The following is a 17,773-nucleotide window of genomic DNA, read 5'->3' as shown; positions in this document are numbered from 1 at the left end:
ATTAACGTTTATCTTCCGGACGAATCGGTGACTGCACTTCAGTCGCTTCAATCGATTCTGTACGGGACTTGGACTTGGTCTCATCATCTTTCATCATATCGCGCGTACCTTCCTTGAATTCGCGGAATGTACGACCAACAGCGCGGCCAAGCTCAGGCAACTTGTTCGGACCAAACAAAATCAGTGCCAGAATAATAAGCAAAATAAATCCGGTCGGGCCAATACCTGCACCGCTAAACATAGTAATTCCTCCTTCATGATACGACAGCACTGTGTCTATCGTGCTCCTATCATAGCATAACTACGCATCGCAATTCACCTTTGGATCATGCTTAGATCGCAAAATTTTGCATACAAAAACATACAACCATTCATGTTCAAAAATGGTGTATATAGCAGCAGTTCCATGTATACATGATCGTTATCTCATCCAGTCGTATTGCGATATACGGATATCGCTGATCTGTGCGTGAGCGTGCTTTGCTACTCAGCGTTCTTCGCCGGGAAGATATTGTCCGGTAATCATTCGTAGCGCTTCTGGCAGTTGATCCATAATTGCTGCCAGATGTTCATGAACGCCTTTGGGAGTTCCGGGCAGATTGACGATCAGGCTGCGTTCACGGATACCGCAGATACCACGAAACAGCATCGCTGATCGGTTCTTTTGCATAACGGTAGCACGCATTGCTTCTGCCATGCCCGGCACTTCGCGCTGAATGACTCGGCGTGTCGCTTCTGGGGTAACATCGCGCTGTGCCAGTTCCGTACCGCCAGTCGTTAATACCAGATCCGCGTTAAAATATTCGGTCATTTCAATCAATGCGGCGATAATCTCGTCCGGCTCATCCGGTACGACGCGGTACTCAACAATCTCACCGCCTAATTCTTCCTCTACCAGCTCGCGGATGACCTGTGCGCTTGTATCTTCGCGCTCTCCACGCGCGCCTTTATCGCTGGCTGTCAAAATCGCCGTTCTCCAAACCATACGCTTACCCTCCCATCTCTATGCCATCCGTGTAGTATCGTTGTGTGTTGCTATCATCAATCTGCCGATTTTCGGACAAAATCTCCACTTTTGCCACCGCTTTTGGATAGTAATAGCGTCGGACCGATCACCATATCCTTTTGCAGCGCTTTGCACATATCATAAATGGTTAAAGCTACAGCGGAAGCGGCGGTTAAGGCTTCCATTTCTACGCCAGTTTTGCCTTCGGTTTTGACCTGTACTTCGATGTACAGCTCATCTTGTCCATTATCGTTAAATGTAATGTTTACGCCTGTCAGTGGTAGTGGATGACACATCGGTATCCAATCCGATGTGCGCTTGGCTGCTTGAATACCAGCAACTTGCGCAACAGCTAGTACATCGCCTTTGCCAATCTGACGATCCTTGATTGCCTGCAAGGTGGACGGTTGCATCTTCACCATGCTGGATGCCACCGCGATGCGTACTGTTTGTGTTTTACCAGAAATATCAACCATCCGCGCGCGACCCTGTTCATTGAAATGTGTCAGCGATCCCGCCGAGGTGGGCAGCCCTTCGTATTGACTATCGTCGTTATGTTCGTTCATGATCTATCAACCTTCATTTCTATACACATAATGTGGTATCTATCTTGCAGAGCAGCAGCCTACAATTCGGCTATGCTGTAATTGTTATGCGGTACGGTGTACGTGTAGTCGCTCACATTGAAAATCTATCCAGACGATACCCCGCTATTGAGCAAATGCTCTCTACCTGCTGCCGTTGTAATCACGCCATCCGGCGTAAACAGCAGATCAATCGCAAAATCATGAGCGTCCATCGGAATATGCTCTACCAGCTGCATGTCAAACGCCAGCGAAGCCAGCAATGGGCGACGAGGACTTACAGACAGCAGCCGATCCATAAACCGATCATAAAATCCGCCACCATAGCCAATGCGTCCACCATGCCGGTCATATCCTAATCCCGGTACGATCACTAGCTGAATATCGCCCCATTGTGACGGCTCATAGAGCGGCAAGGTGGATACTGGCTCTGGAATACCATACGCTCCCGGCTCCACCTCATCAATACCTGTAATGCAGTGCAAATGAAAAATGCCTTGCTGTGTGCGGTCAATACGAGGTGCCAGCACAATATCGTGGTGCTGCCAGCAATCATCCAGCAACGGTAACGTATCCGGTTCATCACGATACGCGAGATAGCTAAATATCGTCAGTGGTGACGTTCCGCACGAACGACGCAATGATGCAATATATGGTTCCGCAGCGGCACGAATGTCCGCCGATTGTTTCATTCTGATCGCAGGTTCCAATTGTTGCCTGCTCTGTTGAAGTTGCTTGCGCAATATTCTTTTATCCAAAGCGTGCTCCATATGCTACCTCCCTGCGCAGACATGTCTGCGTTAACGGTTGACAGGATTGAGTCACACCTACTGACAGTGTAACATTTTCCTGTATAAAAACCAATTTCCCGTTATCTCATTATGTACCCTTCATCAAGCGAAGGAATCACGTTTCACAGATCAGGAATCACAGGCTGTAATCCTGATCACTGCAACCTATGAATAGGTGATAAATCATGCAAAAAAGCGGCATTTCATGTACACTAGACAGGATGGAGAATAGAGTATGTCGGTCATGTACAGAATACTACGCGTACTATGCGTAAACAATTGTATGACTTTATGTCACCTATTTATACGCCTTTTCGTTCAGCATACTCCATATATGTGAAATGAACCACCACAAGATTGATAGGAATGATTAAAAAACAATGGGGATTTTGTAAACTTTGCCCTGTTCCATGATGAAATAGATGCAGGTACACCCTGCCTACCGGAAAGGATGAATCAACGTGTTATTACAAGCAAGCGGCATTACGAAGTTATACGGCATTACGCCGATTCTGGAAGGCATCAATCTGCAAATTGAAGAACGGGAACGGATCGGTCTGGTCGGCGTCAATGGCGCTGGCAAATCGACACTGCTCAAAATTATGGCAGGTGAAATGTCGTACGACAGCGGGCAGGTGTTCCGTAGTAAGGAAATGTCGCTCGGCTATCTCGCTCAGAATAGTGGACTGCACCATGGCAATACGATCGGCGAGGAAATGCGCTCTGTCTATGCGGAGCTGATCGATACGGAACGCGAGCTGCGTATGATGGAGCAACATATCGCTGATCCTGCCCGCATGGAAGACGAGAAAGCGTATGCCGATCTGCTGGAACGCTATGCGACACAATCGGACTGGTTTCGTGAACGCGGTGGTTATGAGATGGAGACGCGGATTCGTAGCATTTTGCATGGTATGGGCTTTGGTGATTTTTCACAAGATACCGAAGTATCTACATTAAGCGGCGGGCAGAAGACGAGACTTGCGTTAGCACGTATTCTGTTGCAATCCCCAGACGTATTGATGCTGGATGAGCCGACCAACCATCTTGATCTGGACACACTCGCATGGCTGGAAGATTATTTGCGCGCTTATCCGGGTGCGCTGCTGATCGTATCCCATGACCGCTACTTTTTGGATCGACTTGTCACCAGCATTGTCGAGATCGAGCGCCATCGCTCCAAGCGTTACACTGGCAATTACAGTCGCTATATCGATATCAAAGCTGCCGAGTATGAATCGGAATTGAAGCAGTTTGAGAAGCAACAGGATGAGATTGCCCGCATGGAGCAGTTTATTCAGAAAAATATCGTACGTGCCTCTACTACCAAGCGTGCACAAAGTCGTCGCCGTGCACTGGAGAAAATGGATCGGATGGATCGCCCTGCCGGTGATCTGAAAAAGGCAAGCTTTTCATTTGAGACATCGGTTGTATCCGGTAAGGATGTTTTGCGGGTGAACCAGCTAACATTGTCCTACGAAAATAAGCATCCCCTCTTCTCACCCATTTCATTTGAGATGTGGCGCGGCGATACGGTTGCACTGATCGGTCCAAACGGAACGGGGAAAACGACGCTGCTCAAATCGCTGATTGGTCAGCATCCACCAGACGCTGGCAAAATCGAATGGGGTGCCAAAACCAAGATTGGCTACTACGATCAGGAGCAAGGGCATCTCAATCCTAACAACACGGTGCTGGAAGAAGTATGGAGCAGCTTCCGCCATCTGGACGAAGTACGTGTTCGCACAGTGCTCGGCAACTTCCTGTTTAGCGGGGAAGATGTATTGAAAAAGGTATCTTCGCTTAGTGGTGGCGAGAAAGCGCGCGTATCGCTCAGTAAATTGATGCTGTTGGAAGCCAATGTACTCATTCTCGATGAGCCGACCAACCATCTCGATCTGGTGAGTAAGGAAGTGCTGGAATCAGCGCTGATTGATTATGAAGGAACACTATTGTTCATTTCCCATGACCGGTATTTCCTGAACAAAATGGCAGAGCGTATTCTGGAATTGCGTCCAGATGGATTAACGACATATCTCGGTAACTTTGACGACTATACCGCCAAAAAGCAGGAGCTGTTAGAGCTGGCTGCCGAAGCCGCTGCGGCAACTGCCGCAACCCAAGCTCGCAACGGACAGACAGCTGCTGATGCCGCCAAAGTGCCTGTCAACGCCTACGAGGAAGGCAAACAAGCCAAGCGTGAGGAACGCAATCGGAAGCGCCGTCTGGAACAGCTGGAGCAAGAGATTGCGCAGCATGAGGATCAGATTGCGGTGCTGGAGCAGGAACTGACTGTACCGGACGTATATCAGGATTACGAAGCGGTACAGACTCGTCAGCAAGCTATCGCCGACCATCAGCAGGCGCTGGAACAGGCGTATGAGGAATGGGAAACACTGGCTGCCGAATGAGTAATATCAATTTGTCAATACATGTTCATCAATGTGTAAAAGATATGAGATTTTTGTAAAAGCAAGCGATTTATTTTGTAAACAGATTTATCCACAGAAAATTGTAATCAGAAAGCTGATATTGAGCGAATAAATAGCGTTTTTTTGTTGGTAGAATCGCTTTTTTCGATAAAATCCATATTTATCCACTAAGTTATGCACATTGTCCACAGATTTACGAAGAGAAGCTGTGTTTAACTATCCCCTGTTTCAAATTTCTGCAAAAGGTTAATCCAGCAAGCATTTTCGCTTTTATAAACAAATTTTGGTGGATATGTGGATAACTTTGTTAACATCTTGACAAATTCAGCTTATGTATTCGTAAAGTGTGTAAACAACTCAAACTAGTCATATACTGAGCTGCTCAACGATGCAATTACGTATGTTATCTGACTAACTTGGGATCGTAAATTCCAACAGCATGTCGATAGGACATAATCCTTGTCACGAATCAAGTACATTTCGAAATATACACATCAAAAAACGAGAAGCACATAGAGAGCATTGCGCGCTCTATGTGCTTCTCGTTTGGTTATTGCCATTGGAATAGATTCAGTTAATGTGTGGTTATGATCTATTGCTTGCAACTTACGATTCCGATACTGGCTGACCAACCGACCACTGCTCTAACGATAGAGACGGGTCTCCTTTGATACGTAGATCGGAAAACTCATTGTTTTTCCATTTCAAATACGCTGCTGCGCCGATCATAGCGGCATTGTCCGTACAATATTCAAATGGCGGAATAAGCAGCTCAATTTGCTCACGCTGACAGCGTGCTGTCAATTCACGGCGTAGCCCTTTGTTGACGGCAACCCCACCGCACAGCAGCAGCTGACGTACGTTGTAGGCTTTCACGGCACGAATCGCTTTTTCCACGAGCACTTCTACTACCGCTTCTTGAAAACCACGAGCAATCTCCGCAGTCATCGGTTCTTCGCCGCGCATCTTCTTCTGATTGACTACATTCAGTACCGCCGACTTCAAGCCACTCAGGCTAAAATCGTATGATCCCGGTTCCAGCCATACACGCGGCAGCTCGACTGCATCGTTCGCTTCCATCGCCAGATTGTCGACGTATGGACCACCCGGATACGGAAAACCAAGAGCACGCGCCACTTTGTCATACGCTTCGCCGACCGCATCATCGCGGGTACTGCCGATCAATCGAAATTGACCTTCGCGCTCCAGCAATACAAGCTCGGTATGACCGCCAGACACGACAAGTGCCAACGCCGGATATTGCATATCTGCTGTCAGATTGTTCGCATAAATATGACCGGCAATATGATGCGTACCGATCAACGGTTTGTCCAATGCAAAAGCCAGACTTTTGGCAGCCATAATACCGACCAGCAGCGCTCCAACCAGCCCCGGTCCTTCTGTAACAGCGATGGCAGAGATATCATCCAGCTCCATGCCTGCTTCTTCCATCGCTTGCTCAATAATGAGACTGATCGTCTCGACATGCTTGCGTGAAGCGACTTCTGGTACTACACCGCCAAATGCTTTGTGCGTTTCAATCTGGCTTGATACGAGATTGGATAATACTGTTTTGCCGTTTTGTACAATCGCGACGGATGTCTCATCACAGCTCGTCTCGATCGCCAATATATTGCACACCGATTCCTGGTGTTCCTGCTGCATCATGAATTGTTCACGCTTCCTTCCTCATTGCCATACTCTCCCTGTGTGGAGAGCTCGCACCACATAATCAGTGCGTCTTCATTGTTGTCCGAATAATACCCACGACGTACGCCAGCTCCGGCAAACCCCAGTTTACGATATAGACTTTGGGCGGGTTCATTGCTGACGCGCACTTCCAGCGTCATACGAATCATACCTAGCTCTACCGCCCATTTCATCAGGCTGATCAGCAGCTCCTGACCGAAACGACGACCACGGTACAATTCGCGAATCGCAATATTCGTCACATGGGCTTCGTCCATAATCGTCCACATGCCGGCATAGCCGATAATATGATCGTCTAGTTCCAACACTAGATAGCGGGCAAAATGATTCATCGTCAGCTCATTACGGAATGCCTCTTCCGTCCACGGAAGCGTAAATGCTTCATGCTCAATCTCCATAATGGCTGCTAGATCATCAACTGTCATCTGACGGAACACCGGCTCTGCTTCGTCATGATTGAATAATGTCGCCATCCCAGCACGTCCTCTCTTCAGGATTGACGCAGCAGATTGGCTTCCGCCTCCGACAGCTGCGTATAGTTTGGTAAAAGGGTATGCGCAGGCTCCGTATGACCGGACAGTAATGCCGCCGCACCGATCATGCCTGCTTCATGCGCATCCAGTGTATGCTCTACTACGATCAGCGCATCACCAACCAGTTCACGTAATGGTGTCAGCCGCTGTTCATGCGCAGTCGTTTCACCGACTACATAAATATGGCGCGGACGTTCCGACGGCTCACATGCACGATATGTCTCAACTAGCGATTGCACCCACAACTCCATAAGTACGATGCGATCCTGCTCCAAGGATACGGGAATGGACTGTTCATCATGTAACGTAAACAATCCGGTATACACCTGCGCACGGCGCGCATCAATGAGAGGAATAATCCAGTCGGTAGCCGCTGCTTGCGCCTGCGATGGCTGCACAGCTGGCTGAATCGTCGCTGCATGATATCCGCTTAACGATAGTGCTGCCAAACTGGAAAATCCGGCAACCGGCAGCTTCAATGTCCATGCTAGCGTTTTGGCTGTCGTTACTGCAATACGAATACCGGTATAAGAACCCGGTCCTACCCCAACGGCGATACCGTCCAATTGTTGACGCGACACGCCTGCTGTGTTCAATACATCAATAATCCGATCCAGCAAACCGACCGAATGGTTACGATCTGCCTGACTGCTCTCAGCTGCCAGAATCGTCCCATTCTCGGTGACTGCAACCGCCTGTGATGCTGTCGCTGTATCCAAAACCAAAAACCGCTTACGCGGCTGTTCCTTTATGTCACTCATGAATTGTCACTAACTCCATTCTGTTTTAACTCATTGCACCAATCGGCATACGGTTCTCCATATCCAGTACAGAGGATGGTGCGGCTATCATCTTCGCTGTTGACGGTAATCTTCAGCGACAGATGCTGCTCCGGCAGCAGGTCGGGAATCCGGCTCGACCATTCTACTAGTGTTACACCTTGACCGAAGAAATACTCATCCAGCCCTAGCTCAGCAGCCTGATCCTCGTCGATCCGGTACACATCCATATGATAAAAAGGCAATGCACCTTCGTACTCCTTGATGATCGTAAAGGTCGGACTATTCACCATACCCGGTACACCTAGATGCTGCGCAAACGCTTTGGAAAAATGCGTTTTGCCTGCGCCCAGATCACCATCTAGCGTAATCAGCGTACCTGGAAATGCTCGTTTTGCAAAAAAAGCCGCCAGTCGGCTGGTATCGTCCAGCTGGCGACTTGTGTATTCCACTGTCTGCTCTGGTCTTGCCTGTCCCATGAAATCCTCCATCATATGCTGTGACGTGGCGCCAACAGCATTCTGTTATTGAACGTACGACCAGTATATCATATTCGGCGGCGACTTTAGCCCTTTATGGCATTTTTACAATAAAGGAGATAGTAATCGGGACAAGGTTTCCAGCGTTTTCTGAGTACGTGGACGACGGATGAATTCATGATAATTGATTTTGCTGCTTTCTTGCAGATCGCGGCGAAAATCCAGCATGAGTCGCTCGATGGTTTCCTGCTCAAACAGTACGGCGGACAGTTCAAAATTGCTATACAAACTGCGCATGTCCATATTGGCGGTTCCGACCGAAGCGAGCAGATCGTCGACGATGACGACTTTGGCATGCACGAAGCCTTTTTCGTACTGATGAATCCGTACACCTACCCGCATCAGCTCCTCGATATACGACAAGGAAGCGTATTGCACAACCTGCGAATCGGACACTTTCGGTATAATAATATCGACTTGCACGCCGCTAACTGCTGCCGTTTTTAGCGCAGAATAAATACTCTGATCCGGGATAAAATAGGGCGTTGTAATACAAATGCGCCGCTTCGCTGCTGCCAGCGCACTAAAACACATTTCCTGAATGGCATTCCAGTTGCGATCCGGTCCGCTGGCAACAATTAATGCCCGTTCCCTACCTGTACACGTATGCTCTGGAAAATACGCCGAATCCGTCAAGCGCTGCCCAGATGCAAATTCCCAATCTTCCAGAAACACAATTTGCAAAAAGTAAACTGTATCTCCGCGCACTTCCAGATGCGTATCGCGCCAGTACCCCAGCTTCGGATCGTGCCCGAGATAATCGTCCCCGATATTCAAACCGCCGATAAATCCTACCTCGCCGTCGATGACGAGAATTTTGCGGTGGTTACGGTAATTGACTTCCCGCTGAATAAACGAAGTAAACGGTGGCAGGAAAAAGTAAAACTCAATGCCTGCTTCTTTCAACCGACGCACAAATGTATGCTTGAGATGATAACTGCCCAATCCGTCGCACATCATACGTACTTTGACACCTGCCTGCGCCTTGGCAATCAGCAAATCGGTAAAGGTCTGCCCGATTTCATCTTCACGGAAAATGTAAAACTGAATATGGATATGATGCTGCGCCTGTTCCAGTGCTTGCAGCATGGCAGCGAACGTATTCTCTCCATCCGTCAGCACGTCAATCTTACTGCATGACGTAATCGGATTTTCCGTCAAATGTGACAGCAAGGAAAATAGCCGCCCCTGCTCGTGAAACTCTGGATTGCCCATATCGTCAGCAGAACGAATGACCGCTGCCTGACGCCATAAGCGACTGCGCACCTCACGGAAAATGATCGTACCCTTTTTCCGAATCGTACGACGACTGCGATAATTACGAGCAACAAAATAGTACATAATAAAGCCGAGAAACGGCACACAATACGATATAAACATCCACGCCACCGCTTTGCTTGGTGAACGGAATTCCAAAATAAGAATAATACCTGCTTGAGAAATGAAAATGATGCATAACAGCAACAACCAGATCATACCTGCGCTTCCTTTCCTGCTGAATCCTTCTTATTCGCTATGCAAACAATATCATATCAGAAGAGATGGTTATTTAGCGATAGCCTGCTTTTACCATATAACCATTCTTACTAGAAAGTGATTCACCGTTCGTCGGTTTTTGTCATATTCACTGGTGAGAAGAGGTATAATTGCTTGTTCGTTGTATTGGGATGGTAGCGAGAATGAGTAGCATAGAGACTACGGCATAGTGATGTATGTAACGACTTCCGCAAAAGAAAAACAGGCTCCCTGTCTATCATTCAGGCAGCCTGTTTGAGTTCAATCTGTTTATTGTTCGATACGCGTAAATAATCTTTGAATGAACTTACATCATAATCTACAAATCCATAGACTGACATAATGATCTGCAAATCAATGGGCTTACACAATGATGTATACGTCGATGTTCATCACGATCTAATACATTTTCCGACCTTTATCTACAACTACACATCCTAAGAGCGAACGTCTCGTTTGGCAAACGATAGCCATGAGATCAGCAAGAACAGTACAAAATAGACTGCAAGTATGAACAGTGACCAGCCCAGACTCGTTACGCCGAAGCTTCCAGTCGGCTCAGAGAAATACTGCGTGAGATCGAGATTCGTAAACAGCAGATATTTTACAATCCAATAATCATCCGGTTTCAATGCCAGACGCAGTAATCCATTCGTAATCGTACCGGAAAAGTACAGCAGCATCGACAGTGTAATCGCCAGCGCGGACGAACGGAACAGCGCAGACAGCATAAATGCGAATGTCGCCAAAATCAGCGCACGAATAAAGGAATACACTATGAGCAACAACAAATTATTTTCATACGACGATAATTCCCCATCTGGTACACCAGCGATCTGTGCCGGAAACAGTACATACGAAACGATCAGATTGATGAGTGTAAAAATCACCGTCAATCCTAGCAAAAATACAGTCACTGCCAGAAACTTGGAGCTTAAAATCTTCCAGCGCTGCCACGGACGAATCAGCAAAAGCTTGATTGTACCGGTTGTAAATTCACTAGCAACTGATTCCGAAGCGACGATCAGCATAAACAATACGACTAGGAAAAACATCGCAAATGACTGTTCCAAAGCCATCAGTGCGCTTCCCGGATAATCGCCAAACTTCAACAGTAATAATAGAGCTGGGGACAGCGCAACTAACAAGATCAGCATCACCCAGTTGGATACGCGCAGCACAATTTTCAATATTTCATTCCAGATCAATTGGACAAAATCAGTCATGACGCAGCCCACCTTCCCGTGTCATCGCCAGGAACTGATCTTCCAGCGTCTGACGCTCCGGTACAATGCTGTACACGGCAATCCCATTGCTAACTAGCAGTGCATTGATGCGAGCGATGTCGTCCCGCGAAGCAGTGACTTTCCAGCTACCATTTTCCAGTTGACCGGTTGCTGCTAGCTGTATTGCTCGCTCTGGCTGATCCAGCTCAAAGCGTACCGTTAGCAGTTCATCTACTGGAGCCGTTGCCGCAGAATCATGACGCAGATTACGTACATCCACCAATCGTCCGCCATTGATCACAGCAACGCGGTCGCACATCAATTCCATTTCCGAAAGCAAATGGCTGGATACGAATACGGTTGTACCTTCTTCCCGGCTCAGGGCACGCAAATAATCGCGCAGTTCGCGAATCCCCTGTGGATCAAGACCGTTGGTTGGCTCATCCAATACGAGCAGACGTGGACGATGTAGTAGCGCCTGCGCTACACCGAGACGCTGACGCATACCGAGCGAATACGTACTAACCTTCTCATCGGTACGCCCGACCAGTCCGACGAAGCGAATGACTTCGTCAATACGCTCCTTGGTCACGCCTGGTGACATACGAGCATATTGCATCAGATTCTGGTATCCGGTCATATATTTGTACATTTCCGGATTCTCCACAATAGCGCCCACTTTGGCAATCGCCTGTTCAAAATGAGTGCGAATACTTTGTCCCTCGATCAAAATATCGCCTTGTGTCGGTGTCATCAGACCAACCAGCATACGGATCGTTGTAGTTTTACCAGAACCATTGGGACCGAGAAAGCCAAACACGCAGCCCGGCGGCACATCCAGTGTTAGATTGTCGATAATCGTTTTGGAACCGATCTTCTTCGTAATATTACGAAATTGCACAACCGGTGCAGCGATGGGGTCCAATGCTCCGGACACATTGTTCGAGGACGAAGTCGTTGAAGTATTCTGATGCATGGGCAATGACTCAGTAGAATCGGAATTTGCCAAACTACGTTCATTTGCCTCGCTTATATGTTCTGGAATAGACCCGTTGCCACCATTGTTACCGCCATCATGTTTATATACTGGCATGGTGATTCCTGTTTGCCGTGTGATTCTGTTCATTGGCTATACTCATCCCTTTCTGTATATGATGCACGTACATTCGTAACCGTACTTTCTCATCTCACAGCGCTTCTCATATCGTCTTGTTATTCTGCGCAATAGTGATCTTAGCTTTCCCATCGTATTGCATTGTCGTTCTTCACAAATCAGCTTATCGTTCGTCTCGCGTTTCCTCATCTTTCTACACATATCAGATCGTCATTCGTCTCATATTTCCTTATCGTTCTCCGCGTACCGACTCATCGTTGTTATCATGCCGTATGAATAGTAATCAAATCCATCAAGCCAATCAAATCGCAATGACACTACCAGTGTATGTATACTGTGTCAAATTTCGGCGATTTTATTGTAACACAGCATGGAACCAATCCAAAATAAGCATAACTGCATGGACAAAACGGACGACTTCAAATCATCTGCTCTAACGAAGTGCGTTAATTTGAAAATAGCTTTTCGCATAACAAAAAAAGAACTGTTCTATCCATAAGCAGCCTTATCATCACAGCTGCTTACAGATCAACAGTTCTTTCCATTATTGCGTAACGATTCCCGCTACATATTCAAACGCTTCTTGATGCCAGTTTATTCTATGCAATCGAATATCGCGAGCATCAGCGTCAGAGCACTCAATAAATTACGCACCGGAGCGAGCCAGTTCACGCATATTGGCTTCAAAGGCTGCAAGCAATGCTGCTTCGCCAGTCAGACCTTTTTCGTGAACTTTGCGGATTTGTTCCAGCATCCGTTTGTAATCTTTCGGGATGATACGGACAAAGTCCTTGGATTGGTGTTCCCAATCTTCCAGCACACGTTTCCCTGCTTCACTGCCGGTATGACGAACGTGCTGTTCAATCAAGGCGCGAACTTCAGCCAGCTCGTCAGCTTCTTCGATATCTTCCAGCAATACCATTTCCAGATTACACCGACTAACAAAGTCATGGCTTGGATCCAGCACATACGCGATACCACCAGACATACCCGCTGCAAAGTTACGTCCAGTCGAACCAAGCACGATTACGCGTCCACCAGTCATATATTCACAGCCGTGGTCACCCACGCCTTCAACAACGACCTTGGCACCGGAGTTACGAACTGCGAAGCGCTCACCAGCAATACCATTGATGTATGCTTCACCGCTAGTTGCACCGTACAACGCTGTATTACCGATGATGATATTATCTTCAGCAGCAAAGGTAGCCGCCGCATCTGGTTTTACGATGATTTTACCACCAGACAGACCTTTACCAACATAGTCGTTAGAGTCGCCTTCGACGCGCAGCGTAATGCCTTTCGGAATAAATGCACCTAGACTTTGACCTGCTGATCCTTTGAATGTAAACGAAATCGTATCATCCGGTAGACCAGCAGCACCGTATTTCATCGTTACTTCGCTACCAAGAATGGTACCGACTGCACGGTCAACGTTACAGATCGACAGCTCGGCTTGAACCGGCTCGCCTGTTTCCAGTGCATTTGCAGCAAGTGGAAGCAGTTCGCGCAGATCCAGCGTTTCTTCCAGCAGATGGTTCTGCTGTTGCACGTTGAAGCGCTCGCTACCTGCTGGCATTTGCGGTTCATGCAGCAGTACGGACAGATCGAGACCTTTTTTCTTCCAGTGTGCATCAGCTTGCGACGCATCCAGACGATCCAGACGACCGATCATCTCTTGTACGGTACGGAAGCCCAACTCTGCCATAATCTCGCGCAGATCCTGTGCTAAAAATTTCATAAAGTTGACGACATGCTGCGGATCACCGGTAAAGTTTTTACGCAGTTCCGGGTTCTGTGTCGCCACGCCAACTGGACAGGTATCCATTTGACAGACACGCATCATAATGCAGCCAACAGCAACGAGTGGTGCAGTAGAGAAGCCGTATTCTTCCGCACCGAGCAGTGCCGCTACCGCAAGGTCGCGTCCACTCAGCATTTTGCCGTCGGTTTCCAGTACGACACGGTCACGCAGATTGTTCATAATCAGCGTCTGCTGCGTTTCAGCCAGACCGAGTTCCCATGGCAGACCCGCATGACGGATCGAACCTTGTGGTGATGCACCGGTACCGCCGTCATAACCGCTGACGAGAATCACATCGGCACGTCCTTTGGCAACACCGGCAGCAATCGTGCCGACACCGACTTCGGATACAAGCTTCACGTTGATGCGTGCACGACGGTTGGCATTTTTCAGATCATAGATCAGTTCTGCCAAATCCTCGATAGAGTAGATGTCATGGTGAGGTGGTGGCGAGATCAGACCAACGCCCGGCGTCGAGTGACGCACTTCCGCAACCCATGGATATACTTTACGACCTGGCAGCTGTCCGCCTTCACCTGGCTTGGCACCTTGTGCCATTTTGATCTGAATCTCATCAGCGTTCACCAGATAGTTAGATGTTACGCCGAAACGACCGGAAGCGACCTGTTTGATCGCACTACGACGAGAATCGCCATTCGCATCCGGTACAAAACGTGCCGGATCTTCGCCGCCCTCACCGCTGTTACTCTTACCGCCGATACGGTTCATCGCAATCGCGAGACTTTCGTGCGCTTCTTTACTGATCGAACCGAAGGACATCGCGCCTGTTTTGAAACGTTTCATAATAGATTCAATTGGCTCTACGTCTTCCAATGGAATCGGTTCGCCATTTGGTTTCAGCTTGAGCAGCGAGCGCAGGGTAAGGTGCTTCTCGTTCTCCCCTTCAACTAGCGCCGCGTATTTTTTGTACAATTTGTAATCGCCAGTACGAACGGAATGTTGAAGCAGGTGGATCGTTTGCGGATTAAACAAATGATCTTCCCCGTCATTACGCCACTGATAATCGCCACCAGCATCGAGAATACGGTCATTGCCGTCTTTATCCGTAAAGGCGCGGTAATGCTGTACCAGCGTCTCTGCTGTTACTTCTTCCAGACCGATCCCGCCGATACGGGATGGTGTCCACGTAAAGTACTGATCGACAAACTCCTGCTTCAAACCGACTGCTTCGAAGATCTGAGCACCGCGGTACGATTGAATGGTAGAGATACCCATTTTGGACAGGATTTTCACAACGCCTTTGGTAACGGCTTTGATATAGTTTTTGACAGCTTTCTCGTGTGAGATACCGCGCAGCAAGCCTTGTTTGATCATATCCTGCATCGTCTCGAAGGCAAGATACGGATTGACTGCACTGATTCCGTAGCCAAGCAATACAGCGAACTGGTGAATATCACGTGGCTCACCAGATTCCAGCAGAAGACTGACACGAGTACGAGTTCCCTGACGAATCAAATGGTGATGCAGACAGGCAACCGCAAGCAGTGCCGGAATGGCTGCATTTTCCTTGTCCATCCCACGGTCGGACAGAATCAGGAAATTATGACCTTTGGCAATGACACGATCTGCTGCTTCACATAGGTTAACTAGTGCTGCGCGCAGTCCCTCTGCTCCTTTTTCCGCTTCAAAGAAGATTGGAATCGTCATCGCCTTGAAGCCTGGACGGCGTACATGGCGTACTTTGGCAAATTCTTCGTTGGACAGAATTGGGGAATTCAGGATGATCTGTCGACAGCTTTCGGGCTGTGGATCAAGCAGGTTGCGCTCTGGTCCAAGCGAAGTTGCTGTCGAGGTAACGATCTCCTCACGAATCGCATCAATCGGTGGATTGGTTACTTGAGCGAACAGCTGTTTAAAATAACTGTACAGGCGCTGCGGACGATCTGACAGCACTGCCAGTGGAGCATCGTAACCCATCGAAGCGAGTGCTTCAGCACCGGTAGATGCCATCGGTTCGATTACTTTGCGCAGCTCTTCAAACGTATAGCCAAATGCAAGCTGCAATTGCTGTACGTTATCGTGATCCGGCTGAATCGCTTCCGGGGCTTCCGGTACATCTTCCAGATTCACCAGATGCTCTTCCAGCCATTCGCCGTATGGATGCTCAGCAGCGATTTGCTCCTTGATCTCCTCATCGGCAACGATACGACCTTCCTGTGTATCGATCAGCAGCATCCTGCCTGGGCGCAAGCGGTCTTTATACAAAATGTTTTCCGGGGCAATATCAAGCACGCCCACTTCGGAAGACAGAATAATCCGATCATCTTTGGTTACATAATAACGCGCAGGACGCAGCCCGTTACGGTCCAGAATCGCACCGATCTGAATACCATCGGTAAACGCCATTGCTGCCGGTCCATCCCATGGCTCCATCAGACAACTGTGATACTGATAAAACGCCTTTTTCTTCTCGTCCATCGTATCGTGGTTGCTCCACGGTTCTGGTACCATCATCATCGCGACATGCGGCAAGGAACGTCCGTTCAGATACAAAAACTCCAGCGTGTTATCAAACATCGCTGTATCCGAGCCATCTGGGTTAATCACCGGACGAATCTTGTCCAGATCGTTGCCAAACACATCGCTCTCAAACAGCGACTGACGCGCATGCATCCAGTTCACATTACCGCGCATCGTATTGATCTCCCCATTATGGATCATGAAACGATACGGGTGAGCACGATCCCAGCTTGGGAATGTGTTCGTACTGAAACGGGAATGCACTAGTGCAATCGCCGACTCAAACCCCTCATCACGCAAATCCAGATAAAATTCACCGACCTGAATTGTCGTCAGCATACCTTTGTAAACGACTTTACGGCAAGACGAACTTGGCACGTAGAATGTTTCTCCGCCCGCTGCTTCCGCATAACGAATCTGACGCTCTGCCAGTCTACGAATAACGTACAGCTTGCGCTCAAAAGCAAGCTCATCTTGATCTCGCAGTTCTTCGCTACGACCGATGAAAAATTGGCGTACAACCGGCTTTGCCGCTTTGGCAGTTTTACCGAGTGTACTGTCATCCGTTGGCACGGTACGCGCACCGAGGAACACCTGTCCCTCCTGCTCGATAATCTCTTTTAACAGATCTTCATGACGTGCGCGCAGCTCCTCGTCACGGGACAGGAATACCATCGCTACACCATATTGACCTTTTGCAGGCAGCTCAAAACCACCCTTTTCGGCTTCACGGACAAAAAAGCGGTGCGGAATCTGGACCATGATCCCTGCACCGTCACCTGAATTCGGTTCGCTGCCCTGGCCGCCACGATGCTCCATATTTTCGAGCATTGTCAGCGCCTGACCTACGATCTGGTGACTGGGTATTCCTTTGATATGCGCGGTAAATCCCATACCGCAGGCATCTTTTTCAAACTGCGGATCATATAGACCCTGCTTTGGAGGCAAACCTGTAATGTTCATAATACGCAACCTTTCTATTATGAAGTGAATGGTCAAGAGACGAGCCAGAGGATGGCCGGACGAAGAACAATTGCTGTTACGAGTAGGGTATACAAAACAGGCTGCTCATTCCATACAGTATCCCCTACAATATTTGTACATATTGTACAGAGAGTGATTATGGAAGCAGCCTACATTGAATATAAGTTCTGAAGAGGTGCACGAAGAATAAATATCCATTTCGTACGGGTTCAAGTCACTTATTCAGCGATGTGATATTGTTGTAACCTTCGTTGGTTTTATACATTTTAACACTG

General features: G+C 48.2%; 13 protein-coding genes. 1 reads left to right on the top strand and 12 read right to left on the bottom strand.

Going from position 1 to position 17,773, the window contains the following annotated elements; all coding sequences use genetic code 11:
• Position 1: 1 nt before the first annotated feature.
• The 4 genes from tatA to ACDE64_RS05750 all read right to left on the bottom strand — a co-directional run bounded on the left by tatA (position 2) and on the right by ACDE64_RS05750 (position 2,360).
• Complete coding sequence (tatA, locus tag ACDE64_RS05765) at positions 2-241, bottom strand: twin-arginine translocase TatA/TatE family subunit (RefSeq protein ID WP_411345535.1); 240 nt, start codon at positions 239-241, stop codon at positions 2-4.
• 246 nt (positions 242-487) lie between these two features.
• A complete protein-coding gene (locus tag ACDE64_RS05760; RefSeq protein WP_411345534.1) occupies positions 488-985 on the bottom strand; it encodes a molybdenum cofactor biosynthesis protein B in 498 nt (165 codons plus the stop codon).
• A gap of 56 nt (positions 986-1,041) precedes the next feature.
• On the bottom strand, positions 1,042-1,572 hold the full coding sequence (gene moaC, locus ACDE64_RS05755) for a cyclic pyranopterin monophosphate synthase MoaC (protein ID WP_411349308.1): 531 nt from the start codon (positions 1,570-1,572) through the stop codon (positions 1,042-1,044).
• A gap of 125 nt (positions 1,573-1,697) precedes the next feature.
• Positions 1,698-2,360, bottom strand: coding sequence for a 5-formyltetrahydrofolate cyclo-ligase (locus ACDE64_RS05750; protein ID WP_411349307.1), 663 nt, complete (start codon positions 2,358-2,360; stop codon positions 1,698-1,700).
• Positions 2,361-2,842: 482 nt separating this feature from the next.
• On the opposite strand from ACDE64_RS05750, the gene ACDE64_RS05745 reads away from it, so the two are divergent.
• The gene (locus ACDE64_RS05745; RefSeq protein WP_411349306.1) at positions 2,843-4,792 is read left to right on the top strand and encodes an ABC-F family ATP-binding cassette domain-containing protein; all 1,950 of its coding nucleotides are present in this window, start codon (positions 2,843-2,845) and stop codon (positions 4,790-4,792) included.
• A 627-nt stretch (positions 4,793-5,419) separates the two neighbouring features.
• Here ACDE64_RS05745 and tsaD read toward each other — a convergent pair.
• The 8 genes from tsaD to gltB all read right to left on the bottom strand — a co-directional run bounded on the left by tsaD (position 5,420) and on the right by gltB (position 17,477).
• Positions 5,420-6,481, bottom strand: coding sequence for a tRNA (adenosine(37)-N6)-threonylcarbamoyltransferase complex transferase subunit TsaD (gene tsaD / locus ACDE64_RS05740; RefSeq protein WP_411349305.1), 1,062 nt, complete (start codon positions 6,479-6,481; stop codon positions 5,420-5,422).
• Positions 6,478-6,996, bottom strand: coding sequence for a ribosomal protein S18-alanine N-acetyltransferase (gene rimI, locus ACDE64_RS05735; protein WP_411349304.1), 519 nt, complete (start codon positions 6,994-6,996; stop codon positions 6,478-6,480). Before rimI ends, tsaD begins: the two co-directional genes overlap by 4 nt.
• Before the next feature lie 17 nt (positions 6,997-7,013).
• A complete protein-coding gene (gene tsaB / locus ACDE64_RS05730) occupies positions 7,014-7,817 on the bottom strand; it encodes a tRNA (adenosine(37)-N6)-threonylcarbamoyltransferase complex dimerization subunit type 1 TsaB (protein WP_411349303.1) in 804 nt (267 codons plus the stop codon).
• A complete protein-coding gene (gene tsaE / locus ACDE64_RS05725) occupies positions 7,814-8,314 on the bottom strand; it encodes a tRNA (adenosine(37)-N6)-threonylcarbamoyltransferase complex ATPase subunit type 1 TsaE (protein ID WP_411349302.1) in 501 nt (166 codons plus the stop codon). Before tsaE ends, tsaB begins: the two co-directional genes overlap by 4 nt.
• Positions 8,315-8,419: 105 nt before the next feature.
• Positions 8,420-9,850 carry a cardiolipin synthase gene (gene cls, locus ACDE64_RS05720; RefSeq protein ID WP_411345526.1) on the bottom strand — a complete coding sequence of 477 codons (1,431 nt, stop codon included), beginning with the start codon at positions 9,848-9,850 and terminating at the stop codon, positions 8,420-8,422.
• A 476-nt stretch (positions 9,851-10,326) separates the two neighbouring features.
• On the bottom strand, positions 10,327-11,115 hold the full coding sequence (locus ACDE64_RS05715; protein ID WP_411349301.1) for an ABC transporter permease: 789 nt from the start codon (positions 11,113-11,115) through the stop codon (positions 10,327-10,329).
• Positions 11,108-12,241, bottom strand: a complete 1,134-nt coding sequence (locus tag ACDE64_RS05710) for an ABC transporter ATP-binding protein (protein ID WP_411349300.1) — start codon at positions 12,239-12,241, stop codon at positions 11,108-11,110. Before ACDE64_RS05710 ends, ACDE64_RS05715 begins: the two co-directional genes overlap by 8 nt.
• Before the next feature lie 634 nt (positions 12,242-12,875).
• Positions 12,876-17,477 (bottom strand): glutamate synthase large subunit, encoded by a 4,602-nt coding sequence (gene gltB / locus ACDE64_RS05705; RefSeq protein ID WP_411349299.1) that lies wholly within the window; start codon positions 17,475-17,477, stop codon positions 12,876-12,878.
• Positions 17,478-17,773: the final 296 nt, after the last annotated feature.

The organism is Paenibacillus sp. WLX2291 (assembly GCF_046603665.1).
In the GTDB taxonomy this organism is placed as follows: Bacteria; Bacillota; Bacilli; order Paenibacillales; family Paenibacillaceae; genus Saccharibacillus.
The sequence above is the reverse complement of the archived record's forward strand: the minus strand, read 5'-3'. Positions and strand labels throughout refer to the sequence as shown.

Coding starts and splice junctions, on each gene's coding strand:
- tatA (WP_411345535.1), bottom strand. CDS start 241: ATGTTTAGCGGTGCAGGTATTGGCCCGACCGGATTTATTTTGCTTATT.
- ACDE64_RS05760 (WP_411345534.1), bottom strand. CDS start 985: ATGGTTTGGAGAACGGCGATTTTGACAGCCAGCGATAAAGGCGCGCGT.
- moaC (WP_411349308.1), bottom strand. CDS start 1,572: ATGAACGAACATAACGACGATAGTCAATACGAAGGGCTGCCCACCTCG.
- ACDE64_RS05750 (WP_411349307.1), bottom strand. CDS start 2,360: ATGGAGCACGCTTTGGATAAAAGAATATTGCGCAAGCAACTTCAACAG.
- tsaD (WP_411349305.1), bottom strand. CDS start 6,481: ATGATGCAGCAGGAACACCAGGAATCGGTGTGCAATATATTGGCGATC.
- rimI (WP_411349304.1), bottom strand. CDS start 6,996: ATGGCGACATTATTCAATCATGACGAAGCAGAGCCGGTGTTCCGTCAG.
- tsaB (WP_411349303.1), bottom strand. CDS start 7,817: ATGAGTGACATAAAGGAACAGCCGCGTAAGCGGTTTTTGGTTTTGGAT.
- tsaE (WP_411349302.1), bottom strand. CDS start 8,314: ATGGGACAGGCAAGACCAGAGCAGACAGTGGAATACACAAGTCGCCAG.
- cls (WP_411345526.1), bottom strand. CDS start 9,850: ATGATCTGGTTGTTGCTGTTATGCATCATTTTCATTTCTCAAGCAGGT.
- ACDE64_RS05715 (WP_411349301.1), bottom strand. CDS start 11,115: ATGACTGATTTTGTCCAATTGATCTGGAATGAAATATTGAAAATTGTG.
- ACDE64_RS05710 (WP_411349300.1), bottom strand. CDS start 12,241: ATGAACAGAATCACACGGCAAACAGGAATCACCATGCCAGTATATAAA.
- gltB (WP_411349299.1), bottom strand. CDS start 17,477: ATGAACATTACAGGTTTGCCTCCAAAGCAGGGTCTATATGATCCGCAG.